The sequence below is a fragment of the Aeromonas sp. s5 genome, from assembly GCF_040907865.1.
Taxonomy (GTDB): Bacteria; Pseudomonadota; Gammaproteobacteria; order Enterobacterales; family Aeromonadaceae; genus Aeromonas; species Aeromonas dhakensis.
The window spans coordinates 312799-331887 of the sequence record NZ_JBFOCO010000033.1; the positions used below are offsets into that span (position 1 = coordinate 312799).

Consider the following 19089-nt stretch of genomic DNA (forward strand, 5'->3'; position numbering starts at 1 on the left):
GCAGTGGGCTCTTTCTTTTCTGGCGCCTGCCCCGTTTGGGGCGGGCGCCAGTTGCGTGCAGTGCTGCTGCATTTTCACTCATTTTTCGTAAACGGATCTGCGCCAATGGTCGTATTGCCGTGACGGGAAAATGGTGAAAAATAAGTCACTCACACGGGCCAAGCTTGTGGAAATGAGCGAAACCGTGTAGTTTTTTGCCTTCTCAAGAATTGAATAACCAATCAATAGGAGCGTGTATGCGCATTGTTCTGTTGGGGGCTCCGGGTGCCGGCAAGGGTACTCAGGCTCAGTTCATCATGGAAAAACACGGTATTCCGCAGATCTCCACCGGCGACATGCTGCGTGCCGCGATCAAGGCGGGCACCGAGCTGGGCCTCAAGGCCAAAGCCGTGATGGACGCAGGTCAGCTCGTCTCTGACGACATCATCATCGGCCTGGTCAAAGAGCGTATTGCCCAACCGGATTGCGCCAACGGCTTCCTGCTGGACGGTTTCCCGCGCACCATTCCCCAGGCGCAAGCCATGAAGGATGCCGGTGTTGCCGTGGACTTCGTGCTGGAGTTCGACGTGCCGGACGAAGAGATCGTCAAGCGCATGAGCGGTCGTCGCGTTCACTCCGGCTCCGGCCGTACCTACCACGTGGTGTTCAACCCGCCGAAAGTGGAAGGCAAGGACGACGTGACCGGTGAAGATCTGGTGATCCGTGCCGACGACGAAGAGACCACAGTGCGCAAGCGTCTGGATGTGTACCATCAGCAGACCGCACCACTCATCGGCTTCTACGGCAAGGAAGCGGAAGCGGGCAACACCCGTTACGTCAAGATTGATGGCACCCAGCCGGTGGAACTGGTCAGCAAGCAGCTGGCGACCATCCTGGGCTAAGCCCGCCATTGCCATCGTCCCCCAGGGGCCAGCGGCAATGTGCCATTGAGACAAGGGCCCGACAGGGCCCTTTCTTGCATATAAGACATAACAACAGAAAGACAGGAAGCAAACGTGACCACGAAAACCGGGATCTTGCTGGTCAATCTGGGTACCCCAGCCGCGCCCACCACGGCCGCCGTCAAGGCGTTTCTCAGCCAGTTTCTGCACGATCAGCGGGTCGTCGACCTGCCGCGCTACCTCTGGTGCCCGCTGCTCCATTTCATCATCCTGCCGACCCGTTCCCCCAAGGTGGCCAAGCTCTATCAGCAGGTGTGGACCGAGCAGGGCTCGCCGCTGATGGTGATAAGCCAGCAGCAGCGCGCGGCGCTGGAGCAGGAGCTCAAGCGCGAAGGGGTCGAGGTGCCGGTGGAGCTGGCCATGACCTACGGCTCCCCCTCGCTGGAGGAGGGCTGGCAGGCGCTCAAGGCCAAGGGGGTCAACCGGGTGATCCTGTTGCCGCTTTATCCCCAGTATTCGGTCAGCACCACCGCCTCGGTGTTCGATGGCTGGAGCCGGGCGATGAAAAAAGAGCGCAACCTGCCGGTGGTGCGGCTCATTCGTGATTACCATGCTCACCCCGAATATATCCAGGCGCTGGCCATGAGCGTGCGCCGCCACTGGGAACAGCACGGCCAGGGCGAGCACCTGCTGATGTCGTTCCACGGCATTCCCGAGCGCTATGAGCGGGAAGGGGATCCCTATGGTCAGCAGTGCCGGCGCACCGCCGCGCTGCTGGCCGAGGCGCTCGGGCTGGACGCCAGCCAGTGGACCGCCAGCTTCCAGTCCCGCTTTGGCAAGGAGGAGTGGCTCAAGCCCTACACCGACGTGACCATCGCCGGCCTGCCGGCCACCGGGATCAAGCGGCTTGACGTGATTTGCCCCGCCTTTGCCGCCGACTGCCTCGAGACCCTGGAGGAGATCCAGGTGCAGAACCGGGAGATCTTCATGGCCGCCGGGGGCGAGCAGTTTGAATACATTCCGGCCCTCAACAGTGATCAGGCCCACATTCGCATGATGGTGTCGCTGATCTGCCGCGAGCTGGCCTGATCGACACGCCGCCCGTGCCGTACCCCGGAGCGGGCCGTGTTTTGTTCGTTATCCAAGGAGAAGGAGTGTCATCATGATGCATATCACCCTGATTTACGCCGGCCTCTTGGGGCTGCTGTTTCTGCTGCTCTCCTTCTGGGTGGTCAAGCGCCGCGCCCAGTTCAAGGTGATGATAGGGGAAGGGGAGGCGCCCGAGATGCGCGCCGCCATCCGGGCCCACGGCAACTTCGCCGAGTACGTGCCGCTCACCCTGCTGCTGATGGCGCTGTGCGAGCTGGCGGGGGTCGGTGCCTTCTGGCTGCACCTTGGCGGCGTGCTGTTGCTGGTGGGGCGCATCCTGCACGCCATCGGTATCCAGATCCCCAAGGCGCCGAACATGCCGCGCCTCTTCGGCACCCTCTTCTTCTGGCTCTCGCTCGGGCTCTTCTCGGTGCTGGCACTGGCCAGCGGGCTCGCCGCCGGCTGAGTCTTCTCCGACCCCAAAACCACCTCCTCGCGAGGTGGTTTTTTTGATGGGTTTTGGTAAACGTTTTCCTCTGCAACCCTTGTCTATACTGACTTCATATTTTAATCAGGCGACTTTTCGGCGCGGCGGATTGTGTTAAAATCCCCCCCCCTCTTTCCCCCAGAGCACAAGAACATTGCCATGAAATTTCCCGGTCAGCGCAAGTCCAAACACTACTTTCCAGTGGATCGTCGTGATCCCCTCATCTCCCAGAGTGCGGAGCTCTCGGAGCGGGGCAAGGCCTATGTGGTTGGGATTGACCAGACGCTGGTCGACATCGAAGCGCACGTTGACCTGGCGTTTCTCGAGCGTTACGGCCTGAGTCGCGGCCACTCCATGCTCATCTCCGACGACGTGGCCGAGCAGATCTACGACGAGCTCAAGAGCAACAACATGGTGGTGAGCGAGTTTGCCGGTGGCACCATCGGCAACACCATGCACAACTACTCGGTACTGGCGGACTCCCACTCCATCCTGCTCGGCGTCATGAGCCAGGACATCCGCATCGGCAGCTACGCCTACCGTTACCTGTGCAACACCTCGTCGCGGGTCAACCTGGACTACCTGCAACCGGTAGACGGCCCGGTCGGCCGCTGCTTCACCTTCATCACCGAAGGGGGCGAACGCAGCTTTGGCATCAACGCCGGCAAGATGGACCATCTGGATGTGGCCCACATCCCCGAGGAGATCATCAAGGAGTCCTCCGCCCTGGTCATCACCGCCTACCTGGTGCGCGGTGAAGATGGTACTCCGATGAAGGACGCGGCCATGGCTGCGGTGCGCTATGCCCGCGAGGCCGGCGTGCCTGTGGTGCTGACCCTGGGTACCCGCTTCGTCATCGAGTCCGACCCCCAGTGGTGGCGCGATTTCATCAGCGAGAACGTCACCGTGCTCGCCATGAACGAGGAAGAGGGCGAGGCCCTGACCGGTTTCTCCGATCCCCTGGCCGCCGCCGACAAGGCGCTGGACTGGGCCGACATGGTGCTCTGCACCGCAGGTCCGGTGGGGCTCTACATGGCTGCCTACACCGAAGATGACTTCAAGCGCGAAACCACCCTGCCGCTGCTGCCCGGCGTCATCCCCGAGTTCAACATGTACGAGTTCAGCCGCCCCATGACCCGCAGCGGCTGCCGCGTGCCCAAGCGCATCTACTCCCACATCTCCCCCTACATGGGCGGGCCGGAGAAGATCAAGAACACCAACGGGGCAGGGGACGGGGCGCTCTCTGCCGTGCTGCACGACATGGTGGCCAACGCCTATCACCGCAGTGCCGTGCCCAACTCCGCCAAGCACGTGGCCGAGTTCCTCACCTACTCCTCCCTCTCCCAGGTGTGCAAGTACGCCAACCGGGTGAGCTACGAGGTGCTGGCCCAGAGCAGCCCGCGTCTCTCTCGCGGTCTGCCGGAGAAGGAAGACAGCCTGGAAGAGGTGTACTGGGAGCGTTGATCCCGCCCTCTGCGCTGAAAACGCCTCCTTCGGGAGGCGTTTTGTCAGGTAAAACCCGCCATCGGGCAGTTTTTTGTGTGATAACCCCCAAGATGCTTGAGTCCATGTCGCTTTTGCGACACCATTTGGCCACCGCATTGCCACTCGGCACTGCCGTGGCCGCAGCACCCGATTAAAGAGAGAGCCCCATGAGTAAGTTAACTGACAATCTTGACGCCAATTTCCAACTGTTCATCGAAGAAGTCCGCGAGTCGGGTCAGGTGTGGGGTCTGCGCTACGGTGAAGACTGGGTGGTCTGCCGCTCTGCCGAGTTCGAAGATGCGGACGTGATGCCGCTCTGGTCCGCCGAAGAGGACGCCCGTCTGCACTGCGTGGACGAGTGGGCCGACTACGAGCCGGAAGTGATCGAGCTGGAAGAGTTCCTCGACATCTGGATCAACGATCTGGACGAAGACGACGTGCTGGTCGGCCCGAACTGGAACGCCGATCTGGAAGGGCAGGAGCTCGAACCCATCGAGCTGGCCAAGGCGCTGGTGGAACTGGACGCCTGAACCAGACTGCATTGAACCGGGCCTTGGCCCGCGTGACGAGAACCGATATCTGCGAGGATGTCGGTTTTTTTATGGCCGGCTTGCAGAATACTGAATGAAAAGGCGATTTGCCTTTGCACCCGTCGGGGGGATGGTCCATCATCAACCTTTTGCCGAGCGGGAGGAGCCATGTTTGTATTCGACGTCACTGGCGCTGCGGGGGAGCGGGCCGAGATCCGGGTCCAGGCGCTGGACTGGGGACAGAGCGGCCCCGTCACCTTTCACTGTGATGACGATCGACTGGCGGTACTGCTGCTGACCGACTGCCGCTGCGATGCGGTGGGCTTCTTCAATCTGCTGGCGGGCTGCAAGCCGCTCTATCTGGAGCAGTGGCTCAGCTATCTGCAGGAGACCGGCCGAATCGCCAAGCAGAGCTGCCAGCTGGAGAGCCCGGCCCAGGAGGATTACCTCGCCAAGGCCGGTCTTGAACACGAGGAGCTCAATGCCCTGCTGGGGCAGGTCTATCAGGTGGCTGGCTTCAACCGGCTGCAGATCAACCGTTACCTCAAGAATCGCCACAATCCCACCGCCCTGGCGACCCGCTACGATCAGAAGGAGCTGGAGCGCTATCGCCAGCTCAACGACATCATTCTGACTCTGTTGAAGTTGAAGCATCCTCAGTAAAGAGCCCGAGCTGGCTGATGTCCGGCCGAAGCGGCTGGGGCCTGGCGATGAGATAGCCCTGCAACCCGTCCACATACATGCCCTGCAGCAGCTGCTTCTGGCCCAGCTGTTCGACCCCTTCCGCAATCACTTGGCAACCCATCCGGTGTGATACATCGACGATCATCCGCACGAACTGCTGATTGGTGAGATCCTGCTCCAGCCCGGTGATGAGAGCGGGATCCAGCTTGATGTAGTCGGGCTTGAGCTCGCGAAACAGATTGAACGAGCCGATCCCCTTGCCGAAGTTGCAGATGGCGGAGCGGCTGCCGTTGCGTCTGAGCAGCTCGAACACCCGCTTGGCCCCGGTCAGGTTGCGCTCCAGATGCTCCTCATCCAGCTCGAACACCAGGTTGGCGCTGGTGTTGGGGTCGTTGAGCAGCTGTCGGTCCAGCCAGATCAGAAAGGCGCTGTTTTGCAGCAGATTGCTGGAGAGGTTGATGCCCCAGCGGCTCTGATTCGAGCCAAAGGCCCGGTACTGGCGCATGACGTGGATCACCAGCATCTGCTCCAGCCGCATCACCATGTCCAGTCGTTGGGCCATGGCAAACAGGGTGTCGGTGGGCAGCACGGTACCGTCGGCACCGCTGAAACGGGTGTAGATCTCGTTGTAGGCCAGCATGCTGCGGTGCATGGGCTGGATCGGCTGATAGGTAAAGTCGATCCGCTCCTGCTCCAGCAGCTCGGTCAGCACCAGCTTCCAGTGATGCTGCCCCTGCAGCTCCACCACGTTGTCATCCTGCTGGATGGCCCAGCCGTTGACCGTCTCGGTCTGGGCCCGGGCCAGCGCCAGATCCGCCCGGGCCAGAATGGCCTCTATCTTCTGGCCGCTGCTGAGCCGGGTCAGCCCGGAGTAGGCGGCGCTCTCCAGCTCGTGTTGCTGCTGATAGTGGTCGAAGGCGATCTTCAGATCCCGCCCGAGCAGGGGGGGCGGTATGTTGGCCTCCGGCCGTACCAGCACCGCGAAGTCGGCCCCCGAGATGCGGTAGACCTGATGGCCGGGAAAGCGGCTCACCACCTTGTTGATGAGGTTGGCAATATCTTTGATGTAGGCATCCCCCGACTGAAAGCCGCGCTGGGCGTTGAGCTTGCCAAGCTCGGTGGCGCGGACCAGCACCAGGGTGGCGGTCTGGGTATCCTGATCCCGCTGCAACAGCTCGGTCATGTCGCGCCGAAAGGCGTGGCGGTTTTGTAGCTGGGTAAGCTCGTCCTGGGTCGCCTGATTGTGCAGTTCGCTGATCTGGCGGTGGGCATCGAGCTCGGCTTCGTTGAAGTGGGCGAGCAGCTGCTGCAGGGCGGCCTGAGCTGTCGGGGTTTCCAGGCAGGTGGGGTCGCGCAGTTGCAGCGCCCGGCACCACACCTGTTCCTGTCTCTCCCGATCCGCCTGTTGCAGCCTCATCACCAGCCGGATCAGCAGGCCAAAGCCGAGCAGGCTGGTGGCGAGGATGAGCAGCAGGGTGAGTGGCGTGCTCACGAAGGCGAGCCAGAGCCCCTGCAGCATCAGCAGGGGAGCACAGATGAGAGCCATCACCATCAGCTGGTTGCTCCCGAGCTTGTTCAACATGGTGTCATCCTTGATGATGTCGTTGATGCTGAAATTCTAACCAAGCTCGCATCGCAAAGCATGCGATCCCGCTCAACTCCTGGAAAAGGGCCAATTGAAATCAGTTAAATGTGAGTGAAACCACTTTCATGACGCCGGAAACAGGCGAAGATGAATCGAGAATGGATCAAAACAAGGCAGAGGTAATTATGTTGTTAGAACCCGTAAATACTGCCAAAGCACGGCAACTATTGAACCAGAGTATGGCCTTGGTGCTCGCGGGGGGACGGGGCAGTCGCCTGAAGCAGTTGACCGACAACCGCGCCAAGCCTGCCGTCCATTTTGGCGGCAAGTTCCGCATCATCGATTTCGTGCTCTCCAACTGCATCAACTCAGGCATTCGCCGGGTGGGGGTGGTGACCCAGTACAAGTCCCACAGCCTGCTGCGTCACCTACAATCGGGCTGGTCTTTCCTGCGCTACCAGATGAACGAGTTCATCGACCTGCTGCCTGCCCAGCAGAGGGTGGACGAGGTGCACTGGTATCGCGGCACCGCCGATGCCATCTACCAGAACGTCGACATCATCCGTGACTACGGCCCCAAATACATAGTGGTGCTGGCGGGGGATCACATCTACAAGATGGACTATGCCGCCATGCTGCTCGATCACGTGCGTCTCGGCGCCAAGGTGACGGTTGCCTGCATCGAGGTGCCGCGGGCGGAGGCTTCCGCCTTCGGGGTGATGGACATCGACGAGCAGCGCAAGATCCGCGCCTTCGTGGAGAAGCCGGCCAATCCGCCCGCCATGCCGGGTAACGAGCACGTCTCCCTGGCTTCCATGGGCATCTACATCTTCGAGGCGGAGTACCTCTATCAGCTGCTGGAGGAGGACATCCACAACCAGGAGTCCAAGCATGACTTCGGCATGGACGTGATCCCGCGCATCGTGGGGGAGGGCAAGGCGTTTGCCCACCCGTTCACCATGTCCTGCGTGGGGGCCAAGGAGGGGCTGAAACCCTACTGGCGGGACGTGGGTACCCTGGATTCATTCTGGGAGGCCAACATGGATCTCGCCTCCGTGGTGCCCGAGCTCGACATCTATGACGAAAACTGGCCTATCTGGACCAGCCAGACCATGACGCCGCCGGCCAAGTTCGTGCAGGACCGCAACGGCCAGCATGGCATGACCATCAACTCCATGTTTGCGGGGGGGTCGATTGTCAGCGGCTCTTTCGTGCTCAACTCCGTGCTGTTCACCCATGTGCGGGTGCACTCCTTCTGCACCCTGGATCAGGCGGTGATCTTCCCCGGGGTAGAGATAGGCTCCGGCTGCCGCTTGCGCCGGGTGGTGGTGGACAAGGGCTGCAAGCTGCCCGATGGCCTGGTGGTGGGGGAGAACGCGGACGAGGACAGCCGCCGCTTCTACCGCTCCGAGCAGGGTATAGTGCTGGTGACCAAGGAGATGCTGGCCAAGCTGGGGTGATGTCACTGCCAACGCCAGACGCCACAACTAAAAAGGGAGCCGATAAGGCTCCCTTTCTCTGTTCAGCCGGTGGCTGATTATTTCTCGGTGATCAGCGCCTTGGCGGCCATCACCATGGCGGTGCCGTGCTTGCCACCGGCGGCGGTGACTTGCGGGACGCCATCCTCGTCGGTGTCACCACCGGCCCCTTCGATGACGTTCTCACCGGAGTCGCCGATCCACTCGGCCATCTGCATGCCGCCGTTGACGGTGCCGCGGAACCAGCTCACGTAGCGCTGGGTCAGCTGGGCCAGCTCCAGCGCCGGGGCCTTCTCGCTGCCTTCGTTGCGCAGGTTCAGCATGGCGGAGCGCAGGGCGCCGGAGATGGCGGCCTGGGTCCAGGGGGTGTATTCACCCTGTTTGCCAGCGAGCCAGGTACCGGCCTTCTGGTTGAAGTAGGCCTTGTCGGCGGCGATGAACAGCTCGCGCGCCGCGGTGCGGTACTTGGCATCCGAGGTCGCCAGGAAGGCGGCGGTCAGGCCGCGGATGGCGGCAAACTGTGCGTCGATGGACTGGCCGGCATCGAGCTTGCCACCCAGGGTGATCCCATCGTGCACCAGCCCATTTTTGCCCTTGAGATTGGCCAGGATGAAGTCGGCCTGCTGGCGAATGAGCACCAGTGCCTGCTGGCCCTGGGCGGTTTTCAGATTCAGCTCGCCATTGTCACCGGCGGCGTAGCCCACCGGTAGTGCATCCTGGGCGCGCTGGAAGATCTGCAGGGCGACCAGGCTGTAGGCGGCGTCAAAGGTGGTGACGTGCTTGGCCTGTTTGCCGGCCTGCCAGCTGTCGACCAGGGTGCCGGCCTTGGGCTCGAAGTGGAGGGCATTGAGGTTCTTGAACACCATGCCGGAGAGGTTCAGCGCCAGGGAGAAGGCATCGTCACCCGCCACCAGCTTGGCGGCATCGCTGCCCTTGTTGGCAGCCGGTGCGGCGGCGAACGGGGCACCGTCAAACACGGCGTGGAAGGCCGGGTTCTGGTTGGTGTTGGCGCTGCGCTGATCGCTGAAGGCGTAGAACTCGGAGAGCGGCCACAGCATCATCCAGGCGTCGCGCAACTGGGCGGAGCCATCTACCACCTCCAATTTGCCGATGGCGCCGACCTCGTTCTTGGCCGTCTCGGTCACTTTCACCTGATGGGGGAAGTAGACGATGCCCTTGGCCGGATCGTATTGCGGAGTGATTTTGGCGCCCAGCTGCTTGCCGTCAAAGCCGAGCTGACCCTGCAGGATGGCCAGCTTGTCGATGGACTGCTCGGTCAGCATCATGCCGTTGAAGCCATCGGCGGCAGAGACCCCCAGCTTGTGCTTGCCGTCCTGATCCATGGTGGCGGACGCGGCTTCCACCTCTTCATCGGTCTCGGCCACGTGCATGCCGCCGAGGAAGTCCTGGGACCACATCACTTCCTTGAGCAGGATGCCGCCCACGGCTGCCGGTACCAGCAGGTTGTCACTGCCGCTCCAGCGCAGGGTGGCGTAGTCGCGGAAGTAGGCGGGGACCTGGGTCTTGACGCTCTTCTCGTTGCCCTTGGCGGTCTTGATGGTGATCTGGTCGCCGTTGACCGGGGTGGCGTTCACGGCTTGCGCGAACTCCGGATTGGCGGAGGCGTAGGGCAGGGAGAGGGGATACATGCCTTGCGGCACTTCATCGGCCGGGAAGCCGACCGCATCGGCCATGGCCAGCACCCGCTGGCCAAGGGTGGCCATGGTGCCGCCACGAGCCAGGTTTTGCGGCCCGTTCACCAGGTGCGGGCCCATGCCGGATTGATAGTTGAGGGCGTACATCGCCTCTTCGGAGTATTCATAGGATTCGATGCCGGCGGCGAAGTCGAACGGAGTCGGCTCGTCGGCGCGGTTGGCGTCCAGCACATCCAGATCCAGACCGAGGGCTTCGGCCAGCGGCTCGCCGGAGAGCTCGAATTCGGTGTAGGCCAGCATGTTGGCGGCGGTGTTGAATGTCTTGTCTTCTACCTTGACGGCGGCGTGTGCGGCGCCGCTCAGGATCGCGCAGGCGATCGCCTGGACCAGTACGGTTTTTCTCATGTCCCTTCTCACCATATGTTTGATTTTATTATGACGCTTCTCATGAATCTAAATGAGAATGGTGTGCATTATGAGGCAAAGGGGGGAGCTTGAGAAGAAAAAACCGCACCCCAGGGGTTGAAGAGAAGAGGGGCGCGGCGGCAGGCATCACATCAGTTTGAAGGGGATCACCAGTCGACCGGGCTCCACCTTGAGCGCTTCGACCTTCTCCTTGATCCGCGCCTCGTTCTGACGGCTGCCGTCGAGCCGATAGACAGGGGTCTGGGAGAGGAACAGGGAGAGGGACTGGTTGAAGGTGGGCAGCAGCGGGGTGAGGGCGGTGCCCACGTCGGCCGGCTCGGTCTTGACCGAGAGCAGCTCGAGATCGCGCAGATAGATGGCCCCCTGCTCGGCCACGTAGTCGGGGCGGGCGCTCAGGGAGAAGCGGATCTTCATCTGCTGGCTGCCGAGCGGGCTCATCACCTGCAGGTCGCCGGCGGCATCCAGCTCGACCCGGTCAGCCTGGCGGCGACCGATGCGGCTCTGCATCTCATCGAGGCGGATCTTGCTCGACATGATGCCGGGGATCCCCAGCTGTTTTTCGAAGGCGACCCTCTCTTTGAGGTACTGGTTGATCTCCCCTTCGCTGACGTTGTACTGGGTGAGTGAACAGGCCGCCAGCAGCAGGCTGAGGGGGAGCAGAAGCAGGTGCTTTAACATCGAGGATCCCGTGGGTTGAGACAATGGTAATGAAGATGGCGCCATCTTAGGGGTAAATGGCGTTCGCTGCCAGCGCGGGCGGTGAGTCCGCGGTTTTTGTCGCAGCCTCATATGGGGTGTTGGCAGCGGTGCTCATACGGGCAAGAGGGGTCGGCCCTGCACGGCGGGCCACGACGGGCAATATCCACAGATAAGTTCCAGTTTTATCGGCATAAAAATCCCATTGACCGGGGGATTTCAAAGCGAGTATTTTACCGCCGCACAAATACAAACTGATAATCATTATCATTTTGAATAATATTTGAGGGTGTAACGTGGATACTCTTGTGATGGAAAATAGCGCGCCTGCCCAGGCTGCGTCACCGCCCGATTTCTTGTTTACCTCGGGGCAGGGCACGATCAGTGCCACTGACCTGGGCCAGCCTATCACCACCCCCGCCTGCGAGTGGCCCTTGCTGGAACAACAGATTGCCAGTGCCTTGGCCGCGGCCAGCGCCGCCGGCCAGAGCAACCCGCTGCTGATCGGTGCCTTTGCCTTCGACCCGGCGGAGGCCTCCTGCCTCTATGTGCCCGGCCGCTACGAGCGGGGCGAGCGCCCTGTCCCGGCGCAGCAGGCGCCTACGACAGCAACCGAGCAGGCCATCGAGGCCAACCGGGTCATCTCGGTGCAGAGCACCCCGCCGGCCGGCGAATTCCAGGCTTCGGTCAGCGCGGCGCTGGATGCATTTTCACAAGGTCGGTTATCCAAGGTGGTGCTGTCGCGCAAGCTGACACTCACCCTGCATCAGCCCGCCGATCCGAAGCGGGTGATGACCCGTCTGATGGCCCAGAATCCCCACGCCTTCCACTTCTCCCTGCCGCTTGGCCAGGACCGCCGCCTGCTCGGTGCCAGCCCGGAGCTGCTGCTGCGGGTCAGCGGGGGAGAGGTGTTCACCCACCCGCTGGCGGGCTCCGCCAGACGGGCGAGCGAGCCGGCGCAAGATGAAATGGTCGCCCGGGATCTGCTGGCCTCTCGCAAGGATCAGCATGAGCACAAGTTGGTGATCGACGAGATCCGCCGGGTGCTGACCCCCCACTGCCGCGAGCTGGCGATCCCGTCCAGCCCCTCGCTGATGAGCACGGATACCCTCTGGCATCTGGGCACCCCCATCGCCGGCCGGCTGCACGGTGGCGAGGCATCGGTGCTCTCCTTGGCCTGCCAGCTTCATCCCACCCCGGCCCTGTGCGGCTATCCCACCGAACTCGCCCGCCAGTTCATCCGCGAGCAGGAGCCCTTCCGGCGCGCCCTGTTCAGCGGCATCGTCGGCTGGTGCGACAGCCAGGGCAATGGCGAGTGGGCCGTGGTGATCCGCTGTGGCGTGCTCGATGGCCATCAGGTGGAGCTGTTTGCCGGCGCCGGCATCGTCGCGGGCTCGGATCCCGCCATGGAGTGGGCCGAGACCGGCACCAAGTTGGGGACCATGCTCAAGGCCCTGGGTCTGGATTTGGAGGTGGCGCAATGACGCAGCTTCAATATCTGGGCTGGCCGAGTGGGCAGCCAAATCTGAAAGCCCTGGACCTGAGTCCGGAGGTCGCGCAATGAGCGATACCAACCGCTTCCTGCCCTATACCCGCTGGCCCGATGCATTGGCCCAGCGCTACCGCGCCAAGGGCTATTGGCGCGGCGAGCCGCTGACCACCATGCTGGCGTGTCAGTGCGAGCTGACCCCCGAGGCCGAGGCCATTCTCTGCGGTGAGCGCCGCTTCAGCTATGGCGAGCTGGATGCCGTCTCGAGCCAGCTGGCCGCGAATCTGGCCCGCCACGGCCTGGGGGCGGGGGATACCGCACTGGTACAGCTCCCCAATGTGGCCGAGTTCTATCTGGTGTTCTTCGCCCTGCTGAAAGCCGGCATCGCGCCGGTCAATGCGCTCTTTAGCCACAACCGGCTGGAGCTGGCCTCTTACGCCGAGCAGATCCGGCCCCGCCTCTTTATCGGCTCGCTGGCCCACCCGCTGTTTGCGAGCAAGGGTCGCGAGAGCGAGCTGCTGACAAGCATCGGCGCCGAGCTGGTGCTGCTGGATGGCGACACAGGGGAACTGGGGCTGACCCGCTGGTTCGACGAGGGGGATGAGGGGGGCTCCCCATCCGTCTCCTTTGCCCCGACCCCGGCGAACGAGGTGGCCTTCTTCCAGCTCTCCGGCGGCAGCACAGGCACTCCCAAGCTCATTCCCCGTACCCATGACGACTATTACTACAGCGTGCGCCGCAGCAATGAGATCTGCGGCCTAGGCTCCCACACCCGTTATCTGTGCGCCCTGCCGGCGCCCCACAACTTCCCCCTGAGCTCCCCCGGGGCGCTCGGGGTGTTCGAGGCGGGCGGCACAGTGGTGCTCGCGCCCGACCCCAGCCCCATCAGCTGTTTCCCGCTGATCGCCCGCCACCGGGTCAGCCTCACCTCGCTGGTGCCGCCGGCGGTATCGCTCTGGCTGCAGGCCGCGGAAGCGGATCCCGCTGCGCGCACTCAGCTCGAGAGCCTCGACTTGCTGCAAGTGGGCGGCGCCAAGCTGGGAGAGGCAGTGGCCAGCAAGATAGGGCCGCTGCTCGGCTGCCGGCTGCAGCAGGTGTTTGGCATGGCGGAGGGGCTGGTCAACTACACCCGGCTGGACGACCCCGACGAGAAGGTGATCCATACCCAGGGCCGCCCCATGAGCCCGGATGACGAGGTGCGCATCCTCGATGAGGCGGGCAACCCGGTTGCCCCCGGCGAGCCTGGCGCCCTGCACACCCGCGGTCCCTACACCTTCCGCGGTTACTACCAGAGTCCGGCCCACAACGCCCGGGTGTTCGATGCCGAGGGCTTCTACTGCTCCGGTGACCTGGTGGTACAGGATACCGATGGTTACCTCACCGTGGTCGGGCGGCAGAAGGATCAGATCAACCGGGGCGGCGAGAAGATCGCGGCGGAAGAGGTGGAAAACCAGCTGCTGCACCACCCGGCCATCACCCATGCGGCCCTGGTCTCCATGCCCGACAGCGCCATGGGGGAGAAGAGCTGCGCCTTTATCGTCAGCACGGATCCCGCCTTGAAGCCGCTGGCCTTGCGCAAGTTTCTGCGTGAGCGCGGGGTGGCGGACTTCAAGCTGCCCGACCGCTTCGAAACCCTGGACGCCCTGCCCATGACGGCGGTGGGCAAGATTGACAAGCAGGGGCTGCGGGCGCGCATTGCGCACGCCATCGCCGCCAACCAGTCCCTGACAACCGCATAAAACTAAAAAGGAATCATGACGTTATGGCTATCCCAACCCTGAACAATTACGCCATGCCCAGCCAGTGGAAGGCCAACAAGGTCGACTGGTCTCTGGATCCCAAGCGCGCCGCCCTGCTGATCCACGACATGCAGGAGTACTTCACCGCCTTCTATGGCGAAAACAGCCCGCTGATTGCGGCGCTCACCGAGCACCTGGCCGCCGTGCGCAAGCAGTGCAAGGCCCTCGGCATCCCGGTCTTCTACACCGCCCAGCCCAAGGATCAATCCCCTGAAGATCGCGCCCTGCTCAACGACATGTGGGGCCCGGGGCTCAACAAACGGCCCGAGCAGCAGCAGGTGGTGGCAGCACTCTGCCCAGAGCGTGACGACACCGTGCTGGTCAAGTGGCGCTACAGCGCCTTCCAGCGCTCCGAGCTCGAGCAGATGCTCAAAGCGCTGGGGCGGGATCAGCTGATCATCGGCGGCATCTACGGCCATATCGGCTGCATGATGACCGCCTGTGACGCCTTCATGCGCGACATCCAGCCCTTCTTCCTGGCGGACGGGGTGGCGGACTTCTCCCTGGCCGACCACCAGATGGCGCTCGACTACGTGGCAACCCGCTGCGGCAAGGTGATCCGCTGCGAGGAGGTGCTGGCCCTTGCGCCGGCTTCCGCGTCTGCCGCCCAGAGCAATCCGCTCCTGACCAATCCGCTCCTGACTTACGAGGGGCTCAAGGCGCGGCTGCTGAGCCACATCGACGAGGACGAGGGGGAGTTTGACCCCGACGAGAACCTCATCGACTACGGTCTGGATTCGGTGCGGATCATGGCCCTGCTCACCGAGTGGCGCGCCGCCGGGGTGGAGCTCGGCTTCGTGGATCTCGCCAAGTTGCCGACCCTCAATGGCTGGTGGCGCCTCATCGAGGCCAGGCTGGCAGCCCAGGCGCTGGAGGTGACCCCATGAACCGCTTCCCCTTGACCATCCCCCAGCAGGGGCTCTGGTCCGGACATCTGCTGAACGACGACAAGGCGATGTTCAACACCGCCGAGTGCATCGTCTTCGACGGCAAGGTGGAGGCTGCCGTGCTGGCCGCAGCCCTTGCCAAGGCGGTGGGGGAGTGCGAGGCGCTCAAGGGCCACTTCGAAGACGATAAGGAGGCGGTCTGCTTCGTCCCGGCCGATCTGCCCCTGGCCTATGAAGAGGTCTCCCTCGAGCGCGATGACGAGACGCTGGCCCGCGCCTGGGCCTGGGCCGATCTGCGCCGCCCGTTCGAGCTGACCCAAGAGGCGCCCTGCCGCTTTGCCCTGCTGCGCGGCCCCGGCCGCGATTACCTCTACAGCTGCGTGCACCACATCGCCCTCGACGGCTTTGGCACCACCTTGCTGTTCCAGCGCATCGCCGAGCTCTATGCAGAGGGGCTGGCCGGTGAGATGCACTCCCCATCCCCCTTCGGCTCGTTGGCTGAGGTGCTGGCGGAAGAGGCGAGCCGCGAGCAGAGCGGCAAGAACGCCGCCGCCCGCGCCTTCTGGCAGGAGCAGCTGCAAGGCTGGCCCGAGGTAAAATCTTTTGGCGAGACCCGCGCGCCGATTGCCGCCGAATTTATCCGTGAGAGCCGTCCGCTGCCGGCGGCGCTCTGGCAATCCCTGACCGGCTTTGCCGACGAGCACAAGCTGGGCTGGCCCGATCTGCTGCTGGCCGGCCTCTCTGCCCAGCTGTCGCTGTCGAGCGGCCAGGATAAGACCCTGCTCGGCCTGATGATGATGAACCGCATCGGCTCGGCGTCGCTGACCGTGCCCTGCATGCAGATGAACATCACCCCGCTGGCGCTGACACTGGGTGAAGAACTGGATCTGGCGGGAGCCGCCGGCGCCGTGGCCAAGGCCAAGCGCGGGGTGCGCAAACACCAGCACTATCGCTACGAGCTGCTGCGCCGCGATCTTGGCCTGGTGGGGGGCGACAAACGCCTGTTCGGCCCCCTGGTCAACATCATGCCGTTCGATCACGCTCGCCGCTTCGGGCCGCTATCTGCCCATATTCTCAACATCAGCGCCGGCCCGGTGGAGGATCTCACCATAGAGGTGCAGGTCGGTGTCGATGGCCAGCCCAGACTGGATCTGGACGCCAACCCCGGCTGCTACTGTCAGGCAGACCTGGCGGCCATCGCCGATACCCTGTTTGCCCTGCTGGGGCGCTGGCTGGCCGAGCCCGCCCAGACTCTGGGAACCCTCAAGGCCGACTGGCTGGCCGAGCAGCGCGCCAGCGCCCTGATCGCCGGCCCCGCCGATGAAGCTCTCCAGGTGCGGCCTGTGCTGGAGGCGCTCTGCCACTTCGCCGCCCAGACCCCGCACAAGATTGCCTTGATTCAGAGCACGGTGCAGGGAGAGGCCCGCTTCAGCTACGAGGCGCTGCTGGCCAGAGCCGAACAGATGGCGGCCGCCCTGCAGGCAGCAGGCGTCGCCCCTGGCGACAAGGTGGGGGTCATGCTGGCCCGCACCCCCCAGGCCATCTTCGCCCAGCTGGCGGTGCTGCTGGTGGGCGCCGTCTACGTGCCGCTCGATCCCGAGCAGCCGCTGGAGCGCCAGGGCCATATTCTGCGGCTGGGGGAGGTCAAGACCCTGATCACCCAGGCCGAGTACCGTCACAAGCTGGCCAGCCTGTTTGAGGGACGCACCCTGCTGGTGGGGGATCTGGTGAGCGATAACCGCTTGAACCAGCCGGCCGCCGGCCGCGCCGTCGCCTACCTGATGTTCACCTCGGGCTCGACCGGTCTGCCCAAGGGGGTAGCGGTCAGCCACGGTGCGCTGGATCACTTCGCCGCCGCCGCCCGCTGCCGTTATCACCTGGATGAAGAGGCGCGGATGCTGCAATTCGCTCCCTTCAACTTCGACGCCAGCATCGAGGAGGTGTTCGCTACCTTGAGCGCCGGCGCCACCCTGGTGCTGCGCACCGACGCCCTGCTCGAATCCATGCCAGCCTTTGCGGCCGGGGTGGAGCAGATGGGGATCACCCACCTCGACCTGCCCACCGCGTTCTGGAACGAGTGGGTGGTGGCGCTGACGGCGGGTCAGGCCCACATTCCTGCCGGGCTTACCACCGTCATCATCGGCGGCGAGGCGGTCTACCCCGAGCAGCTGGCCCAGTGGCAGCGTCAGGGCCGCTCCGATGTGCGCCTGTTCAACACCTACGGCCCCACCGAAACGACCGTGGTGGTGACCACCCAGGAGCTGCAGCAGGAAGATCCGAGCCAGGCCCAGCTGCCCATCGGCCTGCCGCTGCCCGGCATGCAGGCGCTCATCCTGGGGGCGGGGGAGCAACCTGCCAGCGAGGGTGAGTTGGTGCTGCTCGGCCCGCAGCTGGCTAACGGCTACGTGGGGGGCGTGCAAGGGAGCTTTGGCACCCTGCGGATCGGTGAGGAGGCTGTGCCCGTCTATCGCACCGGCGATCGGGTGCGCCTGGTGGCCGGCCGGCTGGTCTACCTCGGTCGGCGCGACAACGAATTCAAGATAAGCGGCTATCGCATCCAGCCCGGCGAGGTGGAGGCCCAGCTGCTGGCCCTGCCGGGGGTGGATGAGGCCTGCGTGCAGGGGGTGAGCATCGGCAGCGTGCGCCGGCTGGTGGCCTTCGTGGCGGGGCCGGAGCGCGACAGCCGGGTTATCAAGGCGCAGCTGGCCAGGGTGCTGCCTGCCGCCATGATCCCCACCGACTATCGCTACTATGACCAGCTGCCCCGCACCGGCTCCAACAAGCTGGATCGCAAGGCCCTGCTGGCCGCCTACCAGGCGGGGGGCGAAGCCCTGACCCTGGGCAGCGAGACCGAGAACCGGGTCGGCACCATCTGGCAGCAGATCTTGGGGCTGGCCACCATGGCGCCCACGGACAACTTCTTCGAGCTGGGGGGCCAATCCCTGCAGACCATCCAGATAGTCAACCGGCTCGGCGCCGAGTTCGGGGTGCAGGTCAAGGTCTCCGACGTGTTCGATCACCCGCGCCTCGATGACTTCTGTCGTTTCCTCGACGGTCTGCTTGCCGAGGACGAAGAGAGCGTTGAGATGGTGTGGTGATGAGCAAGATGACGAAGGATCAGCAAAAAATGGCCTTTGATTTCACTGGCAAGCGGGTCTGGGTGACCGGAGCCGGGCGCGGCATCGGCCGCGAGGTGGCGACGCAGTTCGTGGCGGCCGGCGCCTGTGTGGTGGGGCTGGATCTGGCGTTTCCCGAAGCCGACTACCCCTATGCCACCCGGCTGCTCGATATTGGCGATTCGAAGGCGGTCAACGCCTGCTGCGCAGCGCTGCTGGCAGACGGCGGGCTAGATGTGCTGGTGAACGGGGCAGGGGTGCTGCGCCTCGGCCCTACCGAAACCTTAAGCGATGACGACTGGCACCACTGCATGACGGTCAACGCCAGCGGCGTCTTCTATCTGCTGCGGGCCCTGGTGCCCCACTTCAAGGGGCAGCGGCGCGGCGCCATCGTCACCATCGGCTCCAACGCCGCCCATGTGCCGCGCATGCAGATGGCGGCCTATTGCGCCTCCAAGGCGGCGGTCACCAGCCTGACCCAGACGGTGGGGCTGGAGCTGGCCCCCTTCGGCGTGCGCGCCAACCTGGTGTCACCGGGCTCGACGGATACCCCCATGCTGCGCGGCATGCTGCCAAGCGAGGAGGCCATGGCCCGCACCATTGCCGGGTTGCCGGAGCAGTTCAAGCTCGGCATCCCCCTGCGCAAGGTCGCCACCCCGGCGGAGATCGCCCATACCGTCCTCTTCCTGGCCTCGGATCTGGCCAGCCACATCACGCTGCAGGATCTGGTCGTCGACGGCGGCGCCACCCTGAGTGCCTGAGGCTTGAGAAACAGATGAACAATATGATTTTGCTGTTGAAA

Annotated in this window: 16 protein-coding genes; 12 read left to right on the forward strand and 4 right to left on the reverse strand. The window is 63.8% G+C overall.

Annotated features, from left to right (window positions below):
- Nucleotides 1-236: 236 nt before the first annotated feature.
- The 6 genes from adk to AB5Y94_RS20765 all read left to right on the forward strand — a co-directional run bounded on the left by adk (nt 237) and on the right by AB5Y94_RS20765 (nt 5135).
- Nucleotides 237-881 carry an adenylate kinase gene (adk, locus tag AB5Y94_RS20740; RefSeq protein ID WP_005301834.1) on the forward strand — a complete coding sequence of 215 codons (645 nt, stop codon included), beginning with the start codon at nt 237-239 and terminating at the stop codon, nt 879-881.
- Nucleotides 882-995: 114 nt separating this feature from the next.
- Nucleotides 996-1970, forward strand: a complete 975-nt coding sequence (gene hemH, locus AB5Y94_RS20745; RefSeq protein WP_368206473.1) for a ferrochelatase — start codon at nt 996-998, stop codon at nt 1968-1970.
- Nucleotides 1971-2043: 73 nt separating this feature from the next.
- On the forward strand, nt 2044-2436 hold the full coding sequence (locus tag AB5Y94_RS20750) for an MAPEG family protein (RefSeq protein WP_005301828.1): 393 nt from the start codon (nt 2044-2046) through the stop codon (nt 2434-2436).
- Nucleotides 2437-2616: 180 nt separating this feature from the next.
- Nucleotides 2617-3921: an inosine/guanosine kinase gene (locus AB5Y94_RS20755; protein ID WP_368206474.1), complete on the forward strand. Its 1305-nt coding sequence runs from the start codon at nt 2617-2619 to the stop codon at nt 3919-3921.
- A gap of 188 nt (nt 3922-4109) precedes the next feature.
- Nucleotides 4110-4472 (forward strand): DUF2750 domain-containing protein, encoded by a 363-nt coding sequence (locus AB5Y94_RS20760; protein WP_005301823.1) that lies wholly within the window; start codon nt 4110-4112, stop codon nt 4470-4472.
- A 168-nt stretch (nt 4473-4640) separates the two neighbouring features.
- Nucleotides 4641-5135: a hypothetical protein gene (locus tag AB5Y94_RS20765; protein WP_010633746.1), complete on the forward strand. Its 495-nt coding sequence runs from the start codon at nt 4641-4643 to the stop codon at nt 5133-5135.
- Here AB5Y94_RS20765 and AB5Y94_RS20770 read toward each other — a convergent pair.
- Nucleotides 5098-6738, reverse strand: coding sequence for an EAL domain-containing protein (locus AB5Y94_RS20770; protein ID WP_099359283.1), 1641 nt, complete (start codon nt 6736-6738; stop codon nt 5098-5100). The genes AB5Y94_RS20765 and AB5Y94_RS20770 overlap by 38 nt on opposite strands.
- Nucleotides 6739-6926: 188 nt before the next feature.
- On the opposite strand from AB5Y94_RS20770, the gene glgC reads away from it, so the two are divergent.
- Nucleotides 6927-8201 carry a glucose-1-phosphate adenylyltransferase gene (glgC, locus tag AB5Y94_RS20775; RefSeq protein ID WP_005301813.1) on the forward strand — a complete coding sequence of 425 codons (1275 nt, stop codon included), beginning with the start codon at nt 6927-6929 and terminating at the stop codon, nt 8199-8201.
- Between the two features lie 77 nt (nt 8202-8278).
- Here glgC and AB5Y94_RS20780 read toward each other — a convergent pair whose 3' ends face one another.
- The 3 genes from AB5Y94_RS20780 to AB5Y94_RS20790 form a co-directional block, all read right to left on the reverse strand.
- Nucleotides 8279-10279, reverse strand: a complete 2001-nt coding sequence (locus AB5Y94_RS20780; protein WP_017784691.1) for a hypothetical protein — start codon at nt 10277-10279, stop codon at nt 8279-8281.
- Between the two features lie 147 nt (nt 10280-10426).
- A complete protein-coding gene (locus AB5Y94_RS20785) occupies nt 10427-10978 on the reverse strand; it encodes a lipoprotein (protein ID WP_017778915.1) in 552 nt (183 codons plus the stop codon).
- Nucleotides 10979-11024: 46 nt separating this feature from the next.
- Nucleotides 11025-11261, reverse strand: coding sequence for a hypothetical protein (locus AB5Y94_RS20790; RefSeq protein WP_368206475.1), 237 nt, complete (start codon nt 11259-11261; stop codon nt 11025-11027).
- 31 nt (nt 11262-11292) lie between these two features.
- Between AB5Y94_RS20790 and AB5Y94_RS20795 the strand changes: the two genes are divergently transcribed.
- The 5 genes from AB5Y94_RS20795 (at nt 11293) to amoA (ending at nt 19048) form a co-directional block, all read left to right on the forward strand.
- Nucleotides 11293-12480 carry an isochorismate synthase MenF gene (locus AB5Y94_RS20795; protein ID WP_368206476.1) on the forward strand — a complete coding sequence of 396 codons (1188 nt, stop codon included), beginning with the start codon at nt 11293-11295 and terminating at the stop codon, nt 12478-12480.
- Between the two features lie 76 nt (nt 12481-12556).
- Nucleotides 12557-14224, forward strand: coding sequence for a (2,3-dihydroxybenzoyl)adenylate synthase (locus tag AB5Y94_RS20800; protein WP_368206477.1), 1668 nt, complete (start codon nt 12557-12559; stop codon nt 14222-14224).
- Nucleotides 14225-14247: 23 nt separating this feature from the next.
- A complete protein-coding gene (amoB, locus tag AB5Y94_RS20805) occupies nt 14248-15171 on the forward strand; it encodes an amonabactin biosynthesis bifunctional protein AmoB (protein WP_368206478.1) in 924 nt (307 codons plus the stop codon).
- Nucleotides 15168-18269 (forward strand): amonabactin biosynthesis non-ribosomal peptide synthetase AmoF, encoded by a 3102-nt coding sequence (amoF, locus tag AB5Y94_RS20810; RefSeq protein WP_368206479.1) that lies wholly within the window; start codon nt 15168-15170, stop codon nt 18267-18269. The genes amoB and amoF overlap by 4 nt, the downstream gene beginning before the upstream one ends.
- A 29-nt stretch (nt 18270-18298) precedes the next feature.
- On the forward strand, nt 18299-19048 hold the full coding sequence (gene amoA / locus AB5Y94_RS20815) for an amonabactin biosynthesis protein AmoA (protein ID WP_368206704.1): 750 nt from the start codon (nt 18299-18301) through the stop codon (nt 19046-19048).
- Nucleotides 19049-19089 lie beyond the last annotated feature (41 nt).

Coding starts and splice junctions, on each gene's coding strand:
- adk (WP_005301834.1), top strand. CDS start 237: ATGCGCATTGTTCTGTTGGGGGCTCCGGGTGCCGGCAAGGGTACTCAG.
- AB5Y94_RS20750 (WP_005301828.1), top strand. CDS start 2,044: ATGATGCATATCACCCTGATTTACGCCGGCCTCTTGGGGCTGCTGTTT.
- AB5Y94_RS20755 (WP_368206474.1), top strand. CDS start 2,617: ATGAAATTTCCCGGTCAGCGCAAGTCCAAACACTACTTTCCAGTGGAT.
- AB5Y94_RS20760 (WP_005301823.1), top strand. CDS start 4,110: ATGAGTAAGTTAACTGACAATCTTGACGCCAATTTCCAACTGTTCATC.
- AB5Y94_RS20765 (WP_010633746.1), top strand. CDS start 4,641: ATGTTTGTATTCGACGTCACTGGCGCTGCGGGGGAGCGGGCCGAGATC.
- AB5Y94_RS20770 (WP_099359283.1), bottom strand. CDS start 6,738: ATGTTGAACAAGCTCGGGAGCAACCAGCTGATGGTGATGGCTCTCATC.
- glgC (WP_005301813.1), top strand. CDS start 6,927: ATGTTGTTAGAACCCGTAAATACTGCCAAAGCACGGCAACTATTGAAC.
- AB5Y94_RS20780 (WP_017784691.1), bottom strand. CDS start 10,279: ATGAGAAAAACCGTACTGGTCCAGGCGATCGCCTGCGCGATCCTGAGC.
- AB5Y94_RS20785 (WP_017778915.1), bottom strand. CDS start 10,978: ATGTTAAAGCACCTGCTTCTGCTCCCCCTCAGCCTGCTGCTGGCGGCC.
- AB5Y94_RS20790 (WP_368206475.1), bottom strand. CDS start 11,261: ATGATTATCAGTTTGTATTTGTGCGGCGGTAAAATACTCGCTTTGAAA.
- AB5Y94_RS20800 (WP_368206477.1), top strand. CDS start 12,557: ATGAGCGATACCAACCGCTTCCTGCCCTATACCCGCTGGCCCGATGCA.
- amoB (WP_368206478.1), top strand. CDS start 14,248: ATGGCTATCCCAACCCTGAACAATTACGCCATGCCCAGCCAGTGGAAG.
- amoF (WP_368206479.1), top strand. CDS start 15,168: ATGAACCGCTTCCCCTTGACCATCCCCCAGCAGGGGCTCTGGTCCGGA.
- amoA (WP_368206704.1), top strand. CDS start 18,299: ATGGCCTTTGATTTCACTGGCAAGCGGGTCTGGGTGACCGGAGCCGGG.